This is a genomic window from Candidatus Venteria ishoeyi, from assembly GCF_030378065.1.
Lineage (GTDB): Bacteria > Pseudomonadota > Gammaproteobacteria > Beggiatoales > Beggiatoaceae > Venteria > Venteria ishoeyi.
Window position 1 is genome coordinate 15,552 of record NZ_JAUCGJ010000006.1, and the last position, 19,676, is coordinate 35,227.

Here is a 19,676-nt window from a genome sequence, read left to right on the forward strand (position 1 = left end):
CTACTTAGGAACGAGGATGAAATAAGAACCGAAACCGGGCGCAGGATTTTTGTTCATTTTCAAGGCATGAAAACAGGCGCATAGCAAGCTATGTAACTGCCTAAGTCCAAACAGGCATAACGCAGAAAATGGAGAAAAAGGCCAGCTTGGTTTCGGGAATTATAAAATCCTCGTTCCTTATGCTTGTCGGTATCTGCCTGTCAGACAACAATGTCAATATAGACTTTATTCAAAAAGATGAGAAAACGCTTTAATACCGCAGGTCCTTGCCGTGATGATATTCATTATCTGATTAATCCCTTATCACGTTTACCCGAAACACAGTCTTTAATTGACAGCCAACAATATTTTGCAATTTACGGCCCACGTCAAAGTGGTAAAACCACTTGTCTTTATGCGCTGATGGGAATGCTCAATCGTGAGGCTACTTATACCGCGCTGACTATTGATGTACAGGTTGCGGCAGACTGCCCTGACGAGGCTGCGGCAATGCACCGGATTGCTAATGCGATTTATCATCAGGCAAAGTTGTATCTACATCGCCCCGAACATCCCCCTGAACCCGATGATCCTGCGCATTCTTTTACGACCTTACAAGATTATCTGAGTCGTTGGGCAAAAACAAACCGTAAGCCATTGGTGTTATTTTTTGATGAAATTGATAGCTTGGGTACACATTTATTATTACCCTTCTTGCGTCAATTACGCACCGGTTTTGAAGCGCGCCCTAAAAAATTTCCGCATTCAATTGTGCTGGTTGGCTTACGGGATATTCAGGAATACCAGTTTACAGAAGCACATATTTCACCTTCAGAACAGGAGGAAATGCTGCCAGGTGTTGAAACACCTTTTAACATTTGCAGCAAATCATTAAGAATAAAATGGTTTAATCTGAACCAAGTCGGCCTTTTACTGGAACAGCACAGTGAAGAGACCGGGCAGGTATTCAATGAAGACATACAATACCATCTATACCAGTTAACGAATGGCCAACCCTGGTTAATTAATGCGCTGGCTAATATTTTAGTTGAGCTAAGCCGGGTTAATTCTGCTGATCCACCTTTGTATCATGAAATTGATTTGAACATGGTTAAACAGGCTAAAATTGAGCTGTTGCAACATAATGCTATTCATCTGGAGAATTTATTTAAAAAATTAAAAGAGCCTAAGTTTAAACTGATTATTGAAGCGATATTAACAGGGGGGATTCCTGATTTTAACCATTTTCGGGATGCACTCAATTATGCCTATAGTTTTGGCATCGTCACCCGCCATACGCCGATTACTTTTTCAACGCCTATTTACCAATATGCTTTTATTATTTCAATGTCTGAGCCATTTCAATGGGTGCTGCCACCAGCATTGACCGAAAGTATGCAGTTTGTGCGTGATGGAAATCTGGATCCTGATCAATTACTCACTGCTTTTCAACAATTTTATTATCGTCATGGGACGCAGTGGCTGAGTCAGTGCCCCTTTCAACAAGCGGGTTGTTATTTGCTGTTATTTGCTTTTTTATTACGCACGCTGGGAGAGCAGGCAGAATTTAACTGGCATACCGCAATGGGTGTTGGCTATTGCTCAATGCATGTAGAGTTTGTCGGTCAAACCCATTTATTTTGCATGAAATTAAGTCGGGATCAATATGCGCGGGAAGAGGGCCTGATACAGCTTAGAGAACAGCTTAAACAGCACCAGTTAAACCGGGCTTATCTTTTATTATTTGATGTTTCCCATCAAAACCGGGTGTACAGAGAAGAGATCATAGAGGATAATAAGCATATGATTTTATTTGGTATGTAAGTTTTTTTCAAATAAAGTATCATAAATTTTATTTTATTGGTTAAACTATAGGGCTGTCACACTGGGTTTTAAAAAGCTGCTTACAAAGAGTAGCATCCAATGAGACTGAGATGTTCTATTTTTATTTCTCACAACATAAGGAAGTTGTCTATGAAAGTAAAAAATATGCTGAAAATTTTGCCTGCCGCATTACTCGTTGCTGGCATCAGTTCAAATGCAACAGCCGCTGACGGTAAAGCCTTATATATGGCAAAAGGCTGTATGGCTTGTCACGGCATGGATGCAAAAACCCCGATTATGCCAGTTTATCCAAAATTGGCTGGGCAAAATAAAGACTATGCTACGGCACAAATGAAAGACATTAAAAGTGGCGCACGCAACAATGGTCAGTCTGCGGCAATGAAAGCGATTATGGCGAGTGTAAGCGATGAAGAAACCGCTGCAATTGCTGAGTGGCTTTCAGGTCTGGCGAAATAAGTTTCAGACTTATAGAGATGCCTTGTCAGGCATCTCTATAATTAAATTGCAATAGTATAATCTTTATACTATTTTCTGATTCAATTCATGTTGCCAGTTCTGGTGACTTAAAGATACTGTTTCAGCGTGTTGCTGAAGTGTTTCCAGCTTATATGTTTTTTGATATAAATTAGGTGCATACGGATTTTTATTACGCCAAATTAAAATCTGATGACCACCAATAAAGTCAGCAAGCAGATAATTTTTAATGCGTAATAATAACACGCCTTGTATCTCATTATTCTCCAAGACATGAGTCTCTTCAAGTTGCGCCGTCAGGTTTAATCCTGGCAATTTTTTATTATGCTGACGGCTACATATTTCATCGCCTAATAAGGGATGAATAACCAACCAGCTTTCGTCAATATGTCCGCGTTGCAGCCAGTCCTGCCAGAAGTTTTGTCGATAACGCCAGCGGGGATCGTTGTGATTATTTTCCAGTAAAGTATAAAATACCTGCAACTGGCTTTCCACAAACCAGCCTTGAAAAACCTTAAGTGCCGGTGGTCGAATTTCCTGCCAATATTGTCTGGCAAGTGCCGGATGACCGATATAACGCAGAATAAAAACTTCAATATAATAACGTAATAATGCCGGTGCTTGGTGCCGCTGTTGCCAGGGTGATAATAAACACTGTAATAACAGCGAACACTCTTGCGGGTAACGTAATTGCCGTCCTTGTAAACTCCATTCCAACAGGTGAGATAATGCCGCTAAGGTATCATCAGGTTGTTGCCTTAAACCTTGCTCCAACATCTTTAACGCATGTCGATAAGCTGAGCGCGCATAACCGCCATTTTGCAACGAACCCGATAAACCTGCCGCAACTAACACGGATACAGATTCTTTTAATAGGCAAGCTTGGGCTAAACGAACAATGCCTTGCCTGGGTTCAAACAAATGATATTGCTGTTGCTGCTGTTGCCAGCGATACAAAACTGATGTCTTATCTAATTGCGCAAGGTTGCTTTTAATAAACTGCGCCACTTGCTCAATGTTGGGTTTATGCAAGGAGAATTCTTGCAAATAAATATAAATCAAGCGTTTAAGCGCAGGTGAATTACCGGAAATCTGGCGCCACAATAACGGTAAAAAATCCGTTTGTATGGCGAGCATGTGCATTTTTTGACCATACCATAAAATCCAGGGCGCGCGCCGCCAATCATACCAGCGAATATGCACCCAGTTATTGGTGGCGAGGGCATGACCGAAACGCTGATAAATTTTGTGTAATTCTTGCGCGTCGGGAGGAATGGGCGGAATATTTGCCCATTGTACAAAACCGGTTTGTTCTTGTATTTGCGTGCAGATACCGGGCTTGGCAATTTGCCTGTGCGCCAGTGTCTGTGCGAACTGCTGACAGTCTGTTAAGGTTGCGCGTAACTTCATCCGCGGGTTTTATCGGGGTTATGCTCACAGTTTTTACGATTACACATACCGTAAAGGTACAGGCAGTGGTCGCTTATATCAAACCCTAACTTGCTTGCGATTTCCTGTTGTTTTTGCTCTATCACCTCATCAGAAAACTCAAAAATTTTTCCACACTTCATGCACACCAGATGATCATGATGGGTTCCCTGATTTAACTCAAAGACTGACAAGCCACTTTCAAAGTGATGGCGATGCACCAACCCGGCGGTTTCAAATTGCGTCAATACCCGGTAAACGGTTGCCAGACCAATGTCATCACCACTGTCTAATAAGGCTTTATAGACATCTTCAGCGCTCATATGACGCTGCTCATTATGTTCTAATAATTGTAATATACGCATACGCGGCAAGGTTGTTTTTAATCCTGCGCGCTTTAAATCATTACTTTCCATGAAAATATCCTTATATTTTCAATTTTCAAAGTGGTATCATTTCTCCACTTTTTTAAATTTTCCGATACGCTGCTGGTATAAACCAGCGCCTTACCAGCGTTTTATCTTACAGCAGTGTCTCCAACAGAAATGGATAATATTGTACATGTTAGCAAAGCGTTTTCTGGCTGTTTTCTTATTTGCTTCGCTGTTATTACTCAATGGCTGTATTTATCAACTGGATATACAACAAGGCAACCTGATTACCCAAGACATGGTTAACCGTCTGGAACTGGGCATGTCTAAACAAAAGGTACGCTTTATTATGGGAACGCCTTTGTTAAAAGATATGTTCCACCCACAACGTTGGGATTATTTTTATAGTTTTAAACCCGGTCATGATGCAGCAAGCAAGCGCCACATCAGCCTGTTTTTTGAGCAGGAAGTTTTAGTGCGCGTGGAAGGGGATATGCAAGTTGATCTCAAACAACCAAAATCCGCGCCGCTTACCGAGCCTCAGGGGCAGCCACCTTTATTGTAGTGGGTCAAAGAAATAACAATAGCCTTGGTTGCTTAATGTGGTTAGCAGGCTTAATAATTCAGGATCGCTTAAATAGCCTGCTAATTCTGCATAATGAAAATCGCGCTGTCCGGTAAATAATTTGGCAAACTCGCTTTGTTGTACAGATAAAGAAAACATCTGACCTTCAACAAAAAGCCGATAGGCTGCGTCTTCGGCAATAAAAAAGGCGCGTCCTTGCCGCCGCAGGTTATCGGCGGCCTGAAATGCCTGTTGCCATGCTGTTGCCGACAAAGGTGGCGTGATTTCTTCTAAAGGCAAGGCATCACTGCTTTCACTGGTATAGCGCCCAAACCAGTGATTGATATGTTGTTCATTTTCTGACAGTTCACGAATGATCGCCTGAATTTTTTGCAGGCTGTCGCCGCTGATTTCTCCAGCGTGTTCCTGTAATTTTAGATCAGGATCCGAATAACGTTGCGCTTCATCTGCCAGGTGAAACAAGCGTTCTTCGACATATTGATCAATTAATTGGCTTTTTGAAGGCGCAAGAAAACCGATGGAAAATGTTAAACTATTTTCCAGTGTCACGCCGTGATGCGCAACGCCAGGTGGTAAATACAATAAATCACCAGGTTCCATCACCCAGGATTGTTGCGGGGTGAATTGTTTTAATAATTTAATATCTAAATCAGGCACCAATTCAGGATCGGGATCGATTTGTATTGACCAGCGCCGCCGCCCTTCAACCTGCAATAAAAAAACATCATAGCTGTCCGTATGCGCGCCAACACTGCCTTGTGGCGGTGAAAAACTCACCATGAGATCATCAATTCTCCAGTTTGGAATAAATTGAAACGCATCCAATAAATCTGCTGCTTCCGGCACCAACCTGTCCACGCCTTGAACTAACAAGCTCCAATGGCTTGTTGGTAACTGCGCAAAATCGTCTTCTGTAAACGGGCCATGAGACACCTGCCAGGGTGTTTTTGCGTCTTTTTCAATAATTAAACGTGACTCTACTGTCTCATCACAAGCCAGGCCAGCTAATTCGTCAGGTGTCAGCGGACTTTGATAAGCAGGAAAAGCCTGACGTATGATTAAAGGTTTTTTCTGCCAATATTGGCGTAAAAACCATGCTGGCGTCTCATTTTGACTGTCAAAAAGGTTAGTTTTTTCCATGTAACTCTCATTTATAAAATAAACTATAATTTTAGCTTTTCAATTGCTGGAAATATGATAACTTTACTAGTATAAAGGTAAAATTAAATATGCGATGATAAAGTTAAAGGCCGAATCCAGACTGATAACATAATGCGCACCTGATTAGCGAAGCAAGTCCTTGGCAAAACGGCTTGTTTCGCTAAGTGGTGCCTAGGAGCAACCCATGAAGACCCGATGCCCACATGCTCTAAATTTAATAGCAGGTACGCTTTTTGCTGCCTTGCTGATAACACTCACACCTTACCCTGTTGTTGCCGACATGGTTAAAATCAGTGACCAACCTGTTTATACGCCACCGGTGGTGCTGGGGAAACCTAAGCAAACAGTTGGTGGTGCAACAAGGGGACATGATGATGTGATTGCAGAAATGTTTCTTGCAGTATTAGCAACACCCGATCATATGGGCCGCACCATACATGCTCAGCCCACCCTATATTGGGTGCTGACAGTACCATTAAATGAGCAAATAAATATCACTTTAAGTAATATGGAACAGGACATGCGGGGTGATCCGCCTTTGCTTGATTTCTATATCGAAAAACCACACGCTGGCATCCATAAGCTGGATCTTGTGCAACATGGCGTCACGCTGGAACCGGATATTGAATACACATGGGGCATTGAAGTATTGTTAGATACTCATAACCATTCCCAGAACATCAGCGCAATGGCTGATATTGTCCGAATACAACCGGATTTCACGTTACGCCAAAGCCTGGATGTCACACAATTGTCACAACAGGCTTTTATCTACGCAAAGGCTGGACTTTGGTATGATGCAATCAATGTATTGGGAAGCATGATTGAAAAATACCCGGATAAGTCAAAGTTTTATCAACAGCGCGCCGCCTTATTAACTCAGGTTGGGCTTAAGCGGTTAGCGAATTACGACAGGATGGCACCTGCCTTTGAAAAATACGATGCAAAAATCTATTAAAAAAATATTTTCTTCTCACCTGTTTATAAAAATTCATCATTTTTTATTTCGCTCCGAACATTTTCGAGGCATTTCTGTCACTGTCGCAAGCTTTGTTTTGGTCTTTTTGTTACTGGGAGGGAATCAGCTTGGCTGGTTTCAATCCATAGAGCTCAAAATGTATGATTGGATGATGCGTCAGCGTCCTGCCTTAGCTCCTGATCCCCGTTTATTAATCATTTCCATCAGCGAAGCTGATATTCAAAAACACAATAGTTGGCCACTCTCTGATGCAGTGGTCGCGCAAACATTAAAAATTATTGCAGCTCACAAACCCACAGCCATTGGTTTGGATATTTACCGTGATGTGCCACACCCACCTGGACAAGCTGCGCTGCTTGAGCAGTTACAAGCCTCCAATGTCTATTCTGTGTTTAAGGTTGGGAAAGAAAATACCCATGTACCGCCACCAAAAGGGGTGGACAGTTCTCATTTTGGCTTTAGTGATCTGGTACTCGACTCTGACAGGGTGTTGCGACGTAATTTATTATACTTGAGCGATTATGGCAAAACCCAGTATTCTCTAGCCTTGCGCTTGACGATGTATTATCTCTGGCAACAGGGTGTCGTCATGAAAAATAACCCTAAAAACCCAGAGGAATTTAAGCTAGGCGATCTCACCGTTGTCAAATTGACACAAAATGCAGGGGGCTACCGAACATTTGATAATAATGCCGGTTATCAAACGCTGCTGAGTTATCGCTCAAAAGGTGCCATTGCCCGCGAAGTCAGTTTAAGTGATGTCTTAGATGGTAAATTAAAAGCTGAATGGGTCAAAGATAAAATCGTACTTATCGGCACTACTGCGCCCAGTGAAAAAGACATGTACTTCACCCCTTTTACCGGGCAAACGACTGATGGCATGGTGCCTGGCGTGATGATACACGCACATGCAATCAGTCAATTATTAACCGGCGCACTGGATACGCCGCAACAACGTGGCAACTGGCCATTGCGCTATCAGGCAATTTTTGATTTTTTGCCGGAATGGGCCGAAGCCTTATGGATAGTTTTATGGCTATTGTCCGGTGTATTACTGGGTTGGTTTATTAAACAGTTAATACGCCAATTTATCTTTTTCAGTATTGCTGGTGGTTTGCTGTTACTGATTGGCTTAGGCTTTTTTATACAAGGCATCTGGCTGCCTGTCGCAAGTGCCTTCCTGGCCTTTTCTTTGGCGCTGATCTCGGTAATTACCATTCGCCGCGCCTATCTTGCGCTGTATGATAACTTAACCGGTTTACCTAATCGGACGCTGTTTAGCCAACAATTGCGCAAAGCGCAATATGGCCCCATTTTTTCCTGGCTCCGCAAGAAAACATCCGGCAAACAAATTGAATTAGCAGTGCTGTTGCTGGATTTAGAGCGCTTTAAAGTGATTAATGCAGTTTTAGGCCCGGAAACCGGAGATCGTCTGTTACAGGCTTTTGCTGAGCGTCTGTGTACACAAAATCATTTGTTTAATCAAAAAAATCCACAGGTACGCAGTTATCTGGCGCGAGTGGGTGGTACTGAGTTTGCGCTGCTATTGCACCGCCCGTTAAACAGTGAAAATACACTGGCGTTTGCCAAGAAAATTCAACATCATATTATGCAACCTTTTCAGGTGCAGACCCAGGATATTTTCACCTACACCAATATTGGTATTGCCCTTTATCATGGAGAAACAGATCGCGCTTTATTACGTGATGCCCACGCGGCGATGAATCGCGCTAAAGCCCTGGCTAAAAATACACCGGAAATTTTTGAAGATGCCACCGGCATGGATGAAATTGAACATTTTCAGGTCGAAAGTGATTTACGCCGTTCAGTCAGGCGTTACCAGGTAGGGTTTGGTTTCACACAGGGCACGGTGGTTGATTTCCCGGTGTATTATCAACCTGTGGTATCACTGAAAACAGGTAAGATTGCAGGTTTTGAAGCCTTGGTACGCTGGCGTCACCCGGACAAGGGACTGGTCTCGCCAATTAAATTTATTGCCATTGCTGAAGAAACCGGTTTAATTGTCTCCATTGGAGAATGGGTTTTAATTGAAGCGTGTCGGCAGGCACAACGCTGGAAAGATCAATATCCTGAATATGAGGATCTCATTTTAAGCGTCAATCTTTCCGGTAAGCAGTTTGAGCAAACCGATCTGACAGAACGTGTCACCCGCGCCCTGGAAAATAGTGGACTGGCACCACACAGCCTGAAACTGGAAATTACAGAAAGTATGATGATGAAGGATTTATCAACCACAGAAGCGGCATTGGAAAGGCTTAAAGCACTGGATATTCAACTCAGTATTGATGATTTTGGTACAGGTTACTCCTCATTGGCTTACTTAACGCAGTTTCCAACCAATACCTTGAAAATTGACAAGGCCTTTATTACCAATATGACCTTAAGCAGCCAGGATCGCACGATTGTGCGTACCATTACCTCTTTAGCCCATGATCTGAAAATGGATGTGACTGCTGAAGGCATTGAAGAACCTGAGCAATTTAAACACCTGCGCAGCCTGGGCTGTGAATACGGTCAGGGCTATTTATTTGCCAAACCCTTGCCCGTTGAAGAGGCCGAAGCGCTACTGGCCAGTAATCCCATATTCTCCCCGTAGAGACGTAGCAGTGCTACATCTCTACAACAATAATGATTAATAACACTGACAATATCGATATGATATATAAAGATTTAAGAGAATTCATAGACTTGCTGGAGCAGCGAGGTCAATTAAAACGCATTACCCAGGCGGTTGACCCGGTACTGGAAATGACTGAAATTTGTGATCGCACTTTGCGTCGCGGCGGCCCTGCTTTATTATTTGAAAACCCCAAAGGCTTTGATACGCCAGTGCTGGCAAACTTATTTGGCACCCCGGAACGGGTGGCTTTAGGCATGGGGCAGGACTCTGTACAGGCACTGCGTGAAGTGGGCAAGCTACTGGCTTTTCTGAAAGAACCCGATCCACCTAAAGGCGTGAAAGATGCCTGGGAAAAACTGCCAGTATTCAAACAAGTGTTGAATATGCCGCCTAAAATTATCAAATCTCCACTGTGCCAAAGCCAGCAATATCATGGGGATGAGGTGGACTTAAATCAGTTACCCATTCAAACTTGCTGGCCGGGTGATGCCGGGCCGCTGCTGACCTGGGGACTGGTGATTACCAAAGGGCCACTTAAAAAACGTCAGAATCTGGGGATTTATCGCCAGCAGTTGATTGCTAAAAATCGGCTGATTATGCGCTGGTTATCCCACCGTGGCGGGGCGCTGGATTTTAAGGAATGGCAACAGGAACACCCTGGAGAACCTTTTCCCGTGTGTGTTGCCTTAGGTGCTGATCCCGCAACAATTCTCGCCGCAGTAACGCCGATTCCCGACACCTTGTCAGAATATGCCTTTGCTGGCTTATTACGCGGTAGCCGCACAGAATTGGCGCACTGTTTAAATAGTGACTTACAAACCCCTGCCAGCGCAGAATTTGTGCTGGAAGGGTTTATTTACCCCGATGATATGGCTCCTGAAGGCCCTTTTGGCGATCACACGGGTTATTATAATGAAGTTGAATCTTTTCCGGTATTTACCGTGGAAAGCATCACCCATCGCCCCAACCCGATTTATCACAGCACCTATACCGGACGTCCGCCGGATGAACCCGCGATTTTAGGGGTTGCACTTAACGAAGTTTTTGTGCCTATTTTACAAAAACAATTTCCTGAAATTACTGATTTTTATTTGCCACCTGAAGGCTGTTCTTACCGGCTTGCAGTCGTCAGCATGAAAAAACAATATCCCGGCCATGCCAAACGGGTGATGCTGGGCGTCTGGTCTTTTCTACGCCAGTTTATGTATACCAAATTTGTAATTGTTACGGATGATGATGTCAATGTACGTGACTGGAATGATGTCATCTGGGCGATTACCACGCGCATGGACCCGGTTCGCGATACAGTAACCATCGACAATACACCGATTGATTATTTAGATTTTGCCTCTCCCGTATCGGGTTTAGGCAGCAAGATGGGATTGGATGCAACCAACAAGTGGCAAGGTGAAACGCAAAGGGAATGGGGAAAACCAATAGAGATGGATGCGCAGGTAAAACAGCGGGTTGATGCGTTATGGGATGAGCTGGGTATTTTTCCTGTAGAGACGTAGCACTTGCTACGTCTCTACCACCAGGAGCCTGATAGCCCTATTTAGGCAATGGCAGCGGTGGCGGCGTATTGTTATTCTGTTGCGGCAGATAACCATAAGGATACGCACCAGGATAACCATAAGGCGCACCATAACCACCATAACCACCATAAGGGCCGTGACCATGGGGGCCATAACCGTAAGGTCCATAGCGATCATAACGATCATAGCGGTCATAATAATAATCTCGATCATTATTATTATTATTACCCATCCATTTAGAAGGATTCATCATTCCAAAAAAACTCCATGCTGTATGGCTGTAAGCCAAGGCCAGCAAGCCCATGCAAGCGAACAATAATTTTTTTGTCATATCATATCTCCATAATTTACCAATCAGATAGTATCTATTTTAACGCCTATGATTCATCATAACAATATAAATGCGAAGAGGTGCCTTCAGTACTGACGTAAGTCACCAAACACGCTTTTTTAGCTACGACATCATGAACTTTACGTACAATCAGATCTTCTTGTTGCAGGTGTTCCGACTGATATAAGCCGCCTTTGGTACCAATCGGTGAGTCATAACACAATACCGCAGGTGAAGTGCCTTTAGTGACAACATAAGCCACAATGCAGGTTTTCATAGCGGCACCATCAACAATACGGCGCACATCCAGATCACCTTCACGCAAATGACCTTCTTCTATCATGCGTCCTTTAGCAGGCGGTGCTGCTGGTTGCCCTGTAGAATAACAATCAACTGCCGGGGAAGTCCCTGGGGTGCTGATATAAGCAACCAGACAGGCCACATTATTTTTAGAATCTTCCAGCTTACGAATAACCAGTTCATTGGTTTTAATATGCCCCACTTGACTGAGTCTCGCGCCAAAACCGGAAACGGCTGGATAACATTTAATGACAGAACTGGTACCTCCTGTACTGATATAAAAAGCCAAACAGGTCTGTTTGCTGTTTAAATCAGTGATATTGCGCACAATCAAATCCCCTTCGCGCATTTCTCCCGTCTGTACCAACAGGGATGAGGTATAATCGGTGGCCAAAGAAGACAGGGGAAGACCCAACAGGGATAGGCTTAATAATAAAGCAGGCAATCTAGTCATAACAGTGTCTCCAATTTTTATGAAATCGATTATATTGCCCACTTCCACTGATGAAATCAAGCTGCATATTGATGCCGGTTCAGCACCGCAGGGAATGCCGACTGACATTGCCTTCAGAAAAGTTCAGCAAAATATTCACAAAACAAGAAAGAAAAACAAAAACTCAGTGAAATCGACCTTCAGTTCCAGGAGTCTGTCCGAGAACTCGGTTTTTCAAAAAAACTGGATTTTTAAGCCATTGATAAATAAGGGGTTAAATTTAGCAAAATCATTGATTTTGCTATTCTCGGACAGCCTCCTAGGAGGTTGTCCGAGAACAGAGGCCGTAGCGAGGGAAAGCTGGTTTGAGGCAGATTTTTTCATTATTTGAGGCGAATATTGGGTATATTTAACGAAAATAAGGGAGAAACCTGACCAAATCCAGCTTTTCCGCAGTAGGTCTTGTGTTCTCAGACAGCCTCCTAGCTGCAATGCCTTACTCCTTATTCCATTTTTACTCCTAATGCAGATTATTTGCTAAACTATAACAAAGCCATTCTGGAATCATCATGACTGAAGAAACTGAAGAACACGAAGAAGAATCTGAATCAGAACATTCGCCCAAGCGGCGCGGCATTTATTTATTACCAAATTTATTCACCACAGCCGCTTTATTTTCGGGTTTTTATGCCATCGTTGGTGCGATGCAGCAAAAATTTGAAATTGCGGCGGTTGCCGTATTTATCGCCATGGTTCTGGATGCCATGGATGGGCGTATTGCGCGTTTAACCAATACCCAAAGTGCTTTTGGCGCAGAATATGACAGCTTGTCTGACTTGGTGTCTTTTGGGCTGGCACCGGCTTTATTGATGTATCAGTGGAGTTTATTCAGTTTGGGTAAAGCCGGTTGGCTGGCGGCGTTTATTTATACGGCGGCGGCTGCCCTGCGTCTGGCACGTTTTAACACACAACTGGACACCATGGATAAGGCACATTTCCAGGGCTTGCCAAGCCCTGCTTCCGCAGCGGTTATGGTAGGGCTTATCTGGGTCTGCGTATTATATGAAATCAATGGCGCTGCACTAAATTTTCTGGCCTTTTTTATTACTATTGCCACCGGTTTGTTAATGGTGAGTAATGTGCGTTATCGTAGTTTCAAAGATTTGGATCTTAAAGGCAAGGTGCCTTTTGTACGCATTTTGGCTGTAGTTTTGATTTTTGTTTTGATTTCAATCGATCCCGCACAGATGTTATTTTTTTCTTTTCTGATTTATGCACTATCCGGCCCATTGCTTACCTTGTGGGATTTACGTAAAAAGCACGCACACAAACAGCATAAAAATCATGAAACCTGATAATATAACCGTTATTGAGACAATGGATGTCGCTGATTTAATATTAGCCATTGAAGCGGAATTGCGTATACTGGATATCTGGGACAAACAGCAGCCCGCTCCGGCAGCACTGCAAAGTACAACGCCATTTTGTTATGATACGTTATACCTGCACCAGTGGTTGCAATGGATTTTTATTCCCGGGATTAAAAATCTGTTGGAAAATAATGCGGCCTTACCTGCAAACTGTGCCATCGCCCCTTTAGCCGAAGAAGTGTTTCCTAAGCAAATTCAAGGCGACTGTACTCACTTATTACACTTATTACAACGTTTTGATGTCGTTTGTCATAGCAAATAATTTGGGAAAAATCATATAAAAATGCCCTACAATAAACGAAAAATTTTAAAATCCAATTATTTTTTCCATTCATGTTTCAGTTATTAAGAACGCTTACAACCCAGTCACAATATTTATTGTTGACCTTACTGAGTGGATTCAGTGCCGCTGTATTTGTGAGTATTTTTTTGGTCCAGGAACATTTTCAGCATCAGCATCAGGTACATCTTGAAAGTATTCAGACCTTGGCTGCATTGACCATTGAGCAACTGCACCTGCCTTTGCAAGCACAACAGGCAAAGCAGGTGTTGCAAGGCTTAAAGACCCAACCAAGTATCACTCAGGCACAAATCTATGACACCCAGGGTCAGTTAATTTCAGCTTATACCGCCACTGTGGGTACTTCCTTCCCTGATTTGAGCATATCTGTTGCGAACAACAGCTTGATAAACTGGAAAGAACAATCTAATTTTATCACCCTAACCGTGCCTGTTTATGGCAAGCAAACCAACCCCCAAGCCTGGCTGCAACTACAATTAGACTTATCAAGTCTAAAGCAAGGCACGCTTGCTTATTTAGGTTTTGTCAGCTTGATCTTGCTGGCAGCTTTGATTTTTCCATTGTTAATTAATCGCCTGCTGTGTCGACGCTTAAATACACCTTTATTAAATCTGAATCAGGAACTACAGAAAATTCTATTGGAAAAAAACTATAATTTGCGTATTCCCGTTGCCGATGAGATTGCAGGTACTACGACGGTAGTAAATGAAGTTGACCAATTAGTTTTTGCCTGTAATCAACTGCTGGATAAAATACAAAAAACAGAAATCCATGTAAATCAGGCTTTATCTGAGGCTTCACTTGCAGCTAAAACCAAATCCCGTTTTTTATCCACCATGAGCCATGAAATCCGCACACCAATAAACGGGGTGCTGGGTATGACGGAACTTTTGCTGGAAACTTCGCTGAATAAACAGCAAAAACAACTGGCTAAAACGGTACAACAATCCGGGCAAAGCCTGCTGAGCATTCTCGATAATATTCTCGACCTTGCCCGCCTGGAGGCAGGGCGTCTGGAATTAAATATTACAGAATTTAAGCTGGATGACTTGACCGCCAGTATTGCGGAACTTCATGCCACCACGGCTCAGCAAAAAGGGCTGGGGTTTTATATTTTACTGGCAGATAATCTGCCGGAAGTCTTGTTGGGTGATATTGCGCGCCTGCGCCAAATCCTGTCACATCTCATCAGTAATGCCATTAAATTTACCGATGCCGGTTTTATTTTCATCCGCGTTAACTTATTTAAAGAAGAAAAAGAGCGAATGCTGGTTGCTTTTGAAATTGAAGACAGCGGTATCGGCATCAGCACCCACGCCTTAAAGGAATTATTTCAGGCTTTCAGCCAGGGGGATTCTTCGTTTAACCGCAAATATGGCGGCACGGGACTGGGGCTGGCTTTGAGTCGGCAACTGGCTGAAAAAATGGATGGTAAAATTGGTGCGCAAAGCAATTATCAACAACATAAAGGCACCACATTCTGGTTTACGGCATGGCTGGGTAAACATCCCTCACGCTCAGTACCCCCTTACCAGGAACACCTCACCCTGGCTTACAAACGTATTTTGTTAGTCGATACAGATCGTTATCAACAACAGGTATTACAACAATATCTGACTTGTTGGGACATGGCGGTTGATATTGCTGAAAGCAATGAGCAGGCTTTAGAAAAACTGCAACAGGCTTCAGACAAAACGACATACGATGTTTTATTATTACAGCATCAAGCTGAAGACGGTGAACTAAACCCCTTAGTGCAGAATATTCGGAAAAAAATGGAATGGGCTTCATTAAAAATTATACTGCTGTTGGAAGCAGGGCAGCTATTGCCACCTTCTGGTTTTAAGGCGGTACAGGGTTGGTTGCATCGCCCTATACAGCGTCAAGCATTTTATCGTTGCTTATGCCATGTACTGGAAGAAGGGGAAGGACAGGATGAGGATACGGAATTTGCACATTTAAGCCTGAAAAATATTAAACTGTTTCAAGCCAATGTCCTGCTGGCAGAAGATAATCCTGTCAACCAGCGGGTGACAACCATTATGCTTAATGCCCTGGGGTGTGAGGTTGATATCGTTCATAATGGCCTGGAAGCCATAGAAACCCTGGAAAAACGTATGACTATCGGGCAAGTGCCCTATGATCTGGTATTTATGGACTGCCAAATGCCAGAAGTTGATGGCCTGGAAGCAACGCGTCGTATCCGTATCTGGCAAAAAGCCTTAGGGAAAAAAGTTAAAATACCCATTATTGCATTAACAGCACACGCCATGAATGGTGATCGGGAACAATGTCTGGCGGTGGGTATGGATGATTATTTAAGTAAACCTTTTACCAAAAAAGCACTTTACCAGATTTTAAAAAAATGGCTGAAACCAGCAACAGGTATAAATCATGATGGAGAATAAACAATATTGCGTTTTAATTGTGGATGATGACGCAACCATGCGCCTGTTGATGTCTCATACATTGAAAAAAGCTGATTTTCAGGTAGAACAGGTCGAAAATGGCCCATCTGCATTAGAATTTTTTAAACGCCAAATCCCGGACATTATTCTGCTGGATGTGATGATGCCGGAAATGGATGGTTTTACCGTCTGTCAGACGATTCGCGGTTTACCGGGCGGTGAGCATATTCCCATTTTATTAGTCACCGGCCTGGATGATATTGACTCCATTAACCAAGCCTATGAAGCGGGTGCGACTGACTTTATTACCAAGCCCATTACTTTCCCACTGTTGCCACACCGCGTGCGTTATGTCTTACGTGCCAGTCAGGCCATTGAAAATATCGGTAAAAGTGAAGCCAGATTGGCTCATGCGCAAGCCATTGCGCATATGGGAAACTGGGAATGGGTACCCAGCAAAGAAAAAATGCATTGGTCTGATGAAATTTACCGTATTTTTGCACTGGATAAAATAACACAACATGCGAGTGCAGATACCTATTATACCTTGGTGCATCCTGAAGATTTGGAAGAGGTGAAACAAACGATTGAAGGCGCCTTAAAAAATCGGGCCTGCTTTAATATGGATCACCGTATTATTTTAGGTGATGAACAGATACGCAGTGTGCATATACAGGGTGAGTTCGGCATGGTAGACGGGCAACCGTGGCTCAACGGCACATTACAGGATGTCACTGAACGCAAACGCACAGAAAATGAATTGCAGCTTTATCGCCAGCATCTGGAAGAACTGGTTGAGCAACGCACGGCTGAACTGACCGAAACCAATGTTCAGTTAGTGGAAGCAAACAAAGAAGCAGAACAGGCAAACGCCTTAAAAGACAAGTTTGTATCACTGGTTGCACATGATTTACGCTCACCGTTGGCAGGTATTTTATCAGCGTTGGAATACATTCATACTGATGAAGAAACCCCCTTAAACCAGGAACACCAGAAAATTGTCGGGCGTTTGCTGGAAATTGGCAAATCACTGGTGCAGATGATTGGCGACGTGCTGAATATTGGTCGTCTGAAAAGTGGCAAAATGAGCATACAACGTGAATATATCAATTTAAACGATTGTATTGAGCAGGTGATTGCTAATCTCAGCTATTTAGCCCAACAAAAAGGGGTCAACTTACATAATAAAGTCCCTACAGACTGGTTTCTCTGCGTTGATTCCACTTTATATGGCGAGGTAGTACAGAACCTGACTTCAAATGGCATTAAATTTTGTAATAAAGGTGAAGAAATTCATTTTTTCTGCCCGGAAAAGTATCCGCGCACCCTGGCTGTGCAGGATAACGGCATGGGTATTGAACCTGAAAAAATACAAAAATTATTTAATATTGAAGAAAAAACAAGCACGCCAGGGACAGCAGGAGAGCAGGGCACTGGTTTTGGTTTACCATTCAGTCAGGATATTATCCAGGCACATGGTGGAAAACTGTGGGTTGAATCCATAAAAGGAGAAGGTTCAACTTTTTATATCCAACTTCCTGAAGAAAGTCATCAGGAACACAACTGTGTATCCACAGAACAATAAAACCCATGAAAAAAAATCTCACATTCGTAGCTGGCAGTCTCCTTGGAGGGCTGATACTTGTCGCCTGTCAGCCTGACGCGATTAAAAACCCAAAATCCGGTTTATCCACGCAACAAAGCATGGCAGCGCAGCAAGCGACTGTCAGTGGACAATTAAATCATGCTGAAGTATTAGCACTTTTTAATGACCGCAGCGTAGAAGGCCGCAACCTGATTAAACAGTTCACCTTTAAAGCCTGGTATACCGATGACGGTCTGGTGCGACAGCGCGTCACAAAAGGAGGAGAGAGTGTACGTCTGCACGGATGGTGGCATATTGATGAACAAGGCAGGCACTGCCTCAAGTGGTCAGGTCGTGATGAACATTGCCGTATCATTATTCAGGAAGATGACATGTATAAAAAAATATATTCTTCTCCCAATGGTGAACAAACCACCATTTCTGAATTTTGGAAATTTGCAGATGGGAATTTCTATGGCTTGTAACAAACTGATATGAAGTAAGGTAGATATATTAATGTCCACTCAAATCCCCACCGTCGGTTTTATTTCTCTGGGCTGCCCCAAAGCCACCGTTGATGCAGAACGCATCCTCAGTCAACTGCGTAGCGAAGGTTATGCGATTGTGCCTGATTACGCCGATGCGGAACTGGTCATCGTTAATACCTGCGGTTTTATTGATGCCGCTGTGGAAGAATCGCTGGACGCCATCAGTGAAGCACTGGCAGAAAATGGGCGGGTCATTGTCACCGGCTGTCTGGGCGCGCGTGGAGATGTGGTAAAAAGCGCGCATCCCGCAGTGCTGGCAGTTACCGGCCCGGACAGCCTGGATGAAGTGATGCAGGCGGTACATGAAGTCCTGCCACCACAACACGATCCCTATCAAGACTTATTACCCCCCGGTGGCATTAAATTAACCCCGCGTCATTACGCCTATATCAAAATTGCCGAAGGCTGTAATCAATCCTGTAGCTTTTGTATTATCCCCAGCCTGCGCGGCAAACTTAACAGCCGCCCCGCAGGAGCCGTGCTGGATGAAGCGGACAGTCTGGTTAGCGCGGGAGTGCGTGAACTACTCATCGTCTCACAAGATACCGCCGCTTATGGCGTAGACAGCCGTTATGCCCTGGATTTTCAGGGTGGCAAGCCGGTACGCCGTAAAATTTTTAATTTGGTACGCGAGCTGAGTAAATTACCCGCCTGGTTGCGCCTGCATTATTTGTATCCCTACCCACATATTGATGAACTGGTGGAACTGATGGCAGAAGGTCTGGTGCTGCCCTACCTTGACGTGCCACTGCAACATGCCAGCCCCGGCATACTCAAAGCCATGCGCCGCCCGGCAAATACGGAAAACATGTTAAAGCGGATACAGGGCTGGCGAGAAACCTGTACTGAACTGACCTTACGCAGCACATTTATTGTCGGTTTTCCCGGTGAAACCGAGGCAGATTTTGAGCAGTTATTAGACTTTATCAAAGCCGCGCAATTAGACCGCGTAGGTGCATTTGCTTATTCACCGGTAGAGGGCGCGCCAGCCAATGCCTTGCCGGGACTAGTCTCAGAAACAGAAAAAGAAGCACGTCTGGCACAGTTCATGGAAACTCAACAAGCTATCAGCAGCGCCAAGTTACAACAACGTATCGGCGAACAGACCACGGTATTAATTGACGATGTTGTTGATGGTACCTGCTATGCCCGCAGCCCTGCCGAAGCACCGGAAGTGGATGGTTTTGTGTTATTAGCGCAAGACCCGGAACAAGTCTGGCAAGTGGGAGATTTTGTTAATGTCCAAATCACCGGAGCTGATGCGCATGATTTATATGCGGTTGCTGATTGATATGTAAATTCAGTGCCGTATAAGCAGTGATTTTTTTGCTGAGGGATAAC

Annotated in this window: 18 protein-coding genes; 13 read left to right on the forward strand and 5 right to left on the reverse strand. The window is 43.8% G+C overall.

What is annotated here, in order from left to right; all coding sequences use genetic code 11:
- The first annotated feature begins 237 nt into the window (after positions 1–237).
- Together QUF61_RS02930 and QUF61_RS02935 are read left to right on the forward strand one after the other, a co-directional pair.
- On the forward strand, positions 238–1,803 hold the full coding sequence (locus tag QUF61_RS02930; protein WP_103918681.1) for an AAA family ATPase: 1,566 nt from the start codon (positions 238–240) through the stop codon (positions 1,801–1,803).
- 150 nt (positions 1,804–1,953) lie between these two features.
- Entirely contained in the window at positions 1,954–2,280 is a 327-nt protein-coding gene (locus QUF61_RS02935) for a c-type cytochrome (RefSeq protein WP_289680373.1), read from the forward strand.
- Positions 2,281–2,343: 63 nt separating this feature from the next.
- Here QUF61_RS02935 and QUF61_RS02940 read toward each other — a convergent pair whose 3' ends face one another.
- Together QUF61_RS02940 and fur are read right to left on the reverse strand one after the other, a co-directional pair.
- Positions 2,344–3,708: an EH signature domain-containing protein gene (locus QUF61_RS02940; RefSeq protein ID WP_289680374.1), complete on the reverse strand. Its 1,365-nt coding sequence runs from the start codon at positions 3,706–3,708 to the stop codon at positions 2,344–2,346.
- Positions 3,705–4,142, reverse strand: a complete 438-nt coding sequence (fur, locus tag QUF61_RS02945; protein ID WP_103918683.1) for a ferric iron uptake transcriptional regulator — start codon at positions 4,140–4,142, stop codon at positions 3,705–3,707. The genes QUF61_RS02940 and fur overlap by 4 nt, the downstream gene beginning before the upstream one ends.
- 145 nt (positions 4,143–4,287) lie before the next feature.
- On the opposite strand from fur, the gene QUF61_RS02950 reads away from it, so the two are divergent.
- On the forward strand, positions 4,288–4,662 hold the full coding sequence (locus QUF61_RS02950; protein ID WP_177428163.1) for an outer membrane protein assembly factor BamE: 375 nt from the start codon (positions 4,288–4,290) through the stop codon (positions 4,660–4,662).
- Here the strand turns inward: QUF61_RS02950 and QUF61_RS02955 are convergent.
- Positions 4,654–5,823 carry a cupin domain-containing protein gene (locus QUF61_RS02955; protein ID WP_103918685.1) on the reverse strand — a complete coding sequence of 390 codons (1,170 nt, stop codon included), beginning with the start codon at positions 5,821–5,823 and terminating at the stop codon, positions 4,654–4,656. The two genes, QUF61_RS02950 and QUF61_RS02955, sit on opposite strands and share 9 nt — an antisense overlap.
- 205 nt (positions 5,824–6,028) lie before the next feature.
- Here QUF61_RS02955 and QUF61_RS02960 point away from each other — a divergent pair, with 205 nt between their 5' ends.
- Genes QUF61_RS02960 through ubiD form a run of 3 tightly spaced genes read left to right on the forward strand, consistent with a single transcriptional unit; the run spans position 6,029 to position 10,978 of the window.
- Positions 6,029–6,802 (forward strand): DUF928 domain-containing protein, encoded by a 774-nt coding sequence (locus QUF61_RS02960; protein WP_103918686.1) that lies wholly within the window; start codon positions 6,029–6,031, stop codon positions 6,800–6,802.
- On the forward strand, positions 6,786–9,440 hold the full coding sequence (locus QUF61_RS02965; protein WP_289680377.1) for an EAL domain-containing protein: 2,655 nt from the start codon (positions 6,786–6,788) through the stop codon (positions 9,438–9,440). Before QUF61_RS02960 ends, QUF61_RS02965 begins: the two co-directional genes overlap by 17 nt.
- A 59-nt stretch (positions 9,441–9,499) precedes the next feature.
- Complete coding sequence (gene ubiD / locus QUF61_RS02970; protein WP_289680379.1) at positions 9,500–10,978, forward strand: 4-hydroxy-3-polyprenylbenzoate decarboxylase; 1,479 nt, start codon at positions 9,500–9,502, stop codon at positions 10,976–10,978.
- A 37-nt stretch (positions 10,979–11,015) separates the two neighbouring features.
- Here ubiD and QUF61_RS02975 read toward each other — a convergent pair whose 3' ends face one another.
- The gene (locus QUF61_RS02975) at positions 11,016–11,330 is read right to left on the reverse strand and encodes a hypothetical protein (RefSeq protein ID WP_103918688.1); all 315 of its coding nucleotides are present in this window, start codon (positions 11,328–11,330) and stop codon (positions 11,016–11,018) included.
- Positions 11,331–11,376: 46 nt separating this feature from the next.
- Positions 11,377–12,084: a hypothetical protein gene (locus QUF61_RS02980; protein ID WP_103918689.1), complete on the reverse strand. Its 708-nt coding sequence runs from the start codon at positions 12,082–12,084 to the stop codon at positions 11,377–11,379.
- Between the two features lie 34 nt (positions 12,085–12,118).
- On the opposite strand from QUF61_RS02980, the gene QUF61_RS02985 reads away from it, so the two are divergent.
- From QUF61_RS02985 to rimO, 7 genes are all read left to right on the forward strand, one after another.
- Positions 12,119–12,454: a hypothetical protein gene (locus QUF61_RS02985; RefSeq protein WP_289680382.1), complete on the forward strand. Its 336-nt coding sequence runs from the start codon at positions 12,119–12,121 to the stop codon at positions 12,452–12,454.
- A gap of 178 nt (positions 12,455–12,632) precedes the next feature.
- Positions 12,633–13,418 carry a CDP-diacylglycerol--serine O-phosphatidyltransferase gene (pssA, locus tag QUF61_RS02990; protein ID WP_289680384.1) on the forward strand — a complete coding sequence of 262 codons (786 nt, stop codon included), beginning with the start codon at positions 12,633–12,635 and terminating at the stop codon, positions 13,416–13,418.
- Positions 13,408–13,755: a YqcC family protein gene (locus QUF61_RS02995; RefSeq protein WP_286018975.1), complete on the forward strand. Its 348-nt coding sequence runs from the start codon at positions 13,408–13,410 to the stop codon at positions 13,753–13,755. Before pssA ends, QUF61_RS02995 begins: the two co-directional genes overlap by 11 nt.
- Before the next feature lie 155 nt (positions 13,756–13,910).
- Positions 13,911–16,202: a response regulator gene (locus QUF61_RS03000; protein ID WP_177428164.1), complete on the forward strand. Its 2,292-nt coding sequence runs from the start codon at positions 13,911–13,913 to the stop codon at positions 16,200–16,202.
- Complete coding sequence (locus QUF61_RS03005; RefSeq protein WP_289680388.1) at positions 16,189–17,787, forward strand: response regulator; 1,599 nt, start codon at positions 16,189–16,191, stop codon at positions 17,785–17,787. Before QUF61_RS03000 ends, QUF61_RS03005 begins: the two co-directional genes overlap by 14 nt.
- Positions 17,788–17,792: 5 nt before the next feature.
- The gene (locus tag QUF61_RS03010; protein ID WP_289680389.1) at positions 17,793–18,272 is read left to right on the forward strand and encodes a hypothetical protein; all 480 of its coding nucleotides are present in this window, start codon (positions 17,793–17,795) and stop codon (positions 18,270–18,272) included.
- Positions 18,273–18,303: 31 nt separating this feature from the next.
- The gene (gene rimO, locus QUF61_RS03015; RefSeq protein ID WP_289680390.1) at positions 18,304–19,626 is read left to right on the forward strand and encodes a 30S ribosomal protein S12 methylthiotransferase RimO; all 1,323 of its coding nucleotides are present in this window, start codon (positions 18,304–18,306) and stop codon (positions 19,624–19,626) included.
- Positions 19,627–19,676: the final 50 nt, after the last annotated feature.

Bases quoted from the DNA above. Each gene is read 5' to 3' on its own strand.
- QUF61_RS02930 (WP_103918681.1), top strand. From the start codon at position 238: ATGAGAAAACGCTTTAATACCGCAGGTCCTTGCCGTGATGATATTCAT.
- QUF61_RS02935 (WP_289680373.1), top strand. From the start codon at position 1,954: ATGAAAGTAAAAAATATGCTGAAAATTTTGCCTGCCGCATTACTCGTT.
- QUF61_RS02940 (WP_289680374.1), bottom strand. From the start codon at position 3,708: ATGAAGTTACGCGCAACCTTAACAGACTGTCAGCAGTTCGCACAGACA.
- fur (WP_103918683.1), bottom strand. From the start codon at position 4,142: ATGGAAAGTAATGATTTAAAGCGCGCAGGATTAAAAACAACCTTGCCG.
- QUF61_RS02950 (WP_177428163.1), top strand. From the start codon at position 4,288: ATGTTAGCAAAGCGTTTTCTGGCTGTTTTCTTATTTGCTTCGCTGTTA.
- QUF61_RS02955 (WP_103918685.1), bottom strand. From the start codon at position 5,823: ATGGAAAAAACTAACCTTTTTGACAGTCAAAATGAGACGCCAGCATGG.
- QUF61_RS02960 (WP_103918686.1), top strand. From the start codon at position 6,029: ATGAAGACCCGATGCCCACATGCTCTAAATTTAATAGCAGGTACGCTT.
- QUF61_RS02965 (WP_289680377.1), top strand. From the start codon at position 6,786: ATGCAAAAATCTATTAAAAAAATATTTTCTTCTCACCTGTTTATAAAA.
- ubiD (WP_289680379.1), top strand. From the start codon at position 9,500: ATGATATATAAAGATTTAAGAGAATTCATAGACTTGCTGGAGCAGCGA.
- QUF61_RS02975 (WP_103918688.1), bottom strand. From the start codon at position 11,330: ATGACAAAAAAATTATTGTTCGCTTGCATGGGCTTGCTGGCCTTGGCT.
- QUF61_RS02980 (WP_103918689.1), bottom strand. From the start codon at position 12,084: ATGACTAGATTGCCTGCTTTATTATTAAGCCTATCCCTGTTGGGTCTT.
- pssA (WP_289680384.1), top strand. From the start codon at position 12,633: ATGACTGAAGAAACTGAAGAACACGAAGAAGAATCTGAATCAGAACAT.
- QUF61_RS02995 (WP_286018975.1), top strand. From the start codon at position 13,408: ATGAAACCTGATAATATAACCGTTATTGAGACAATGGATGTCGCTGAT.
- QUF61_RS03005 (WP_289680388.1), top strand. From the start codon at position 16,189: ATGATGGAGAATAAACAATATTGCGTTTTAATTGTGGATGATGACGCA.
- QUF61_RS03010 (WP_289680389.1), top strand. From the start codon at position 17,793: ATGAAAAAAAATCTCACATTCGTAGCTGGCAGTCTCCTTGGAGGGCTG.
- rimO (WP_289680390.1), top strand. From the start codon at position 18,304: ATGTCCACTCAAATCCCCACCGTCGGTTTTATTTCTCTGGGCTGCCCC.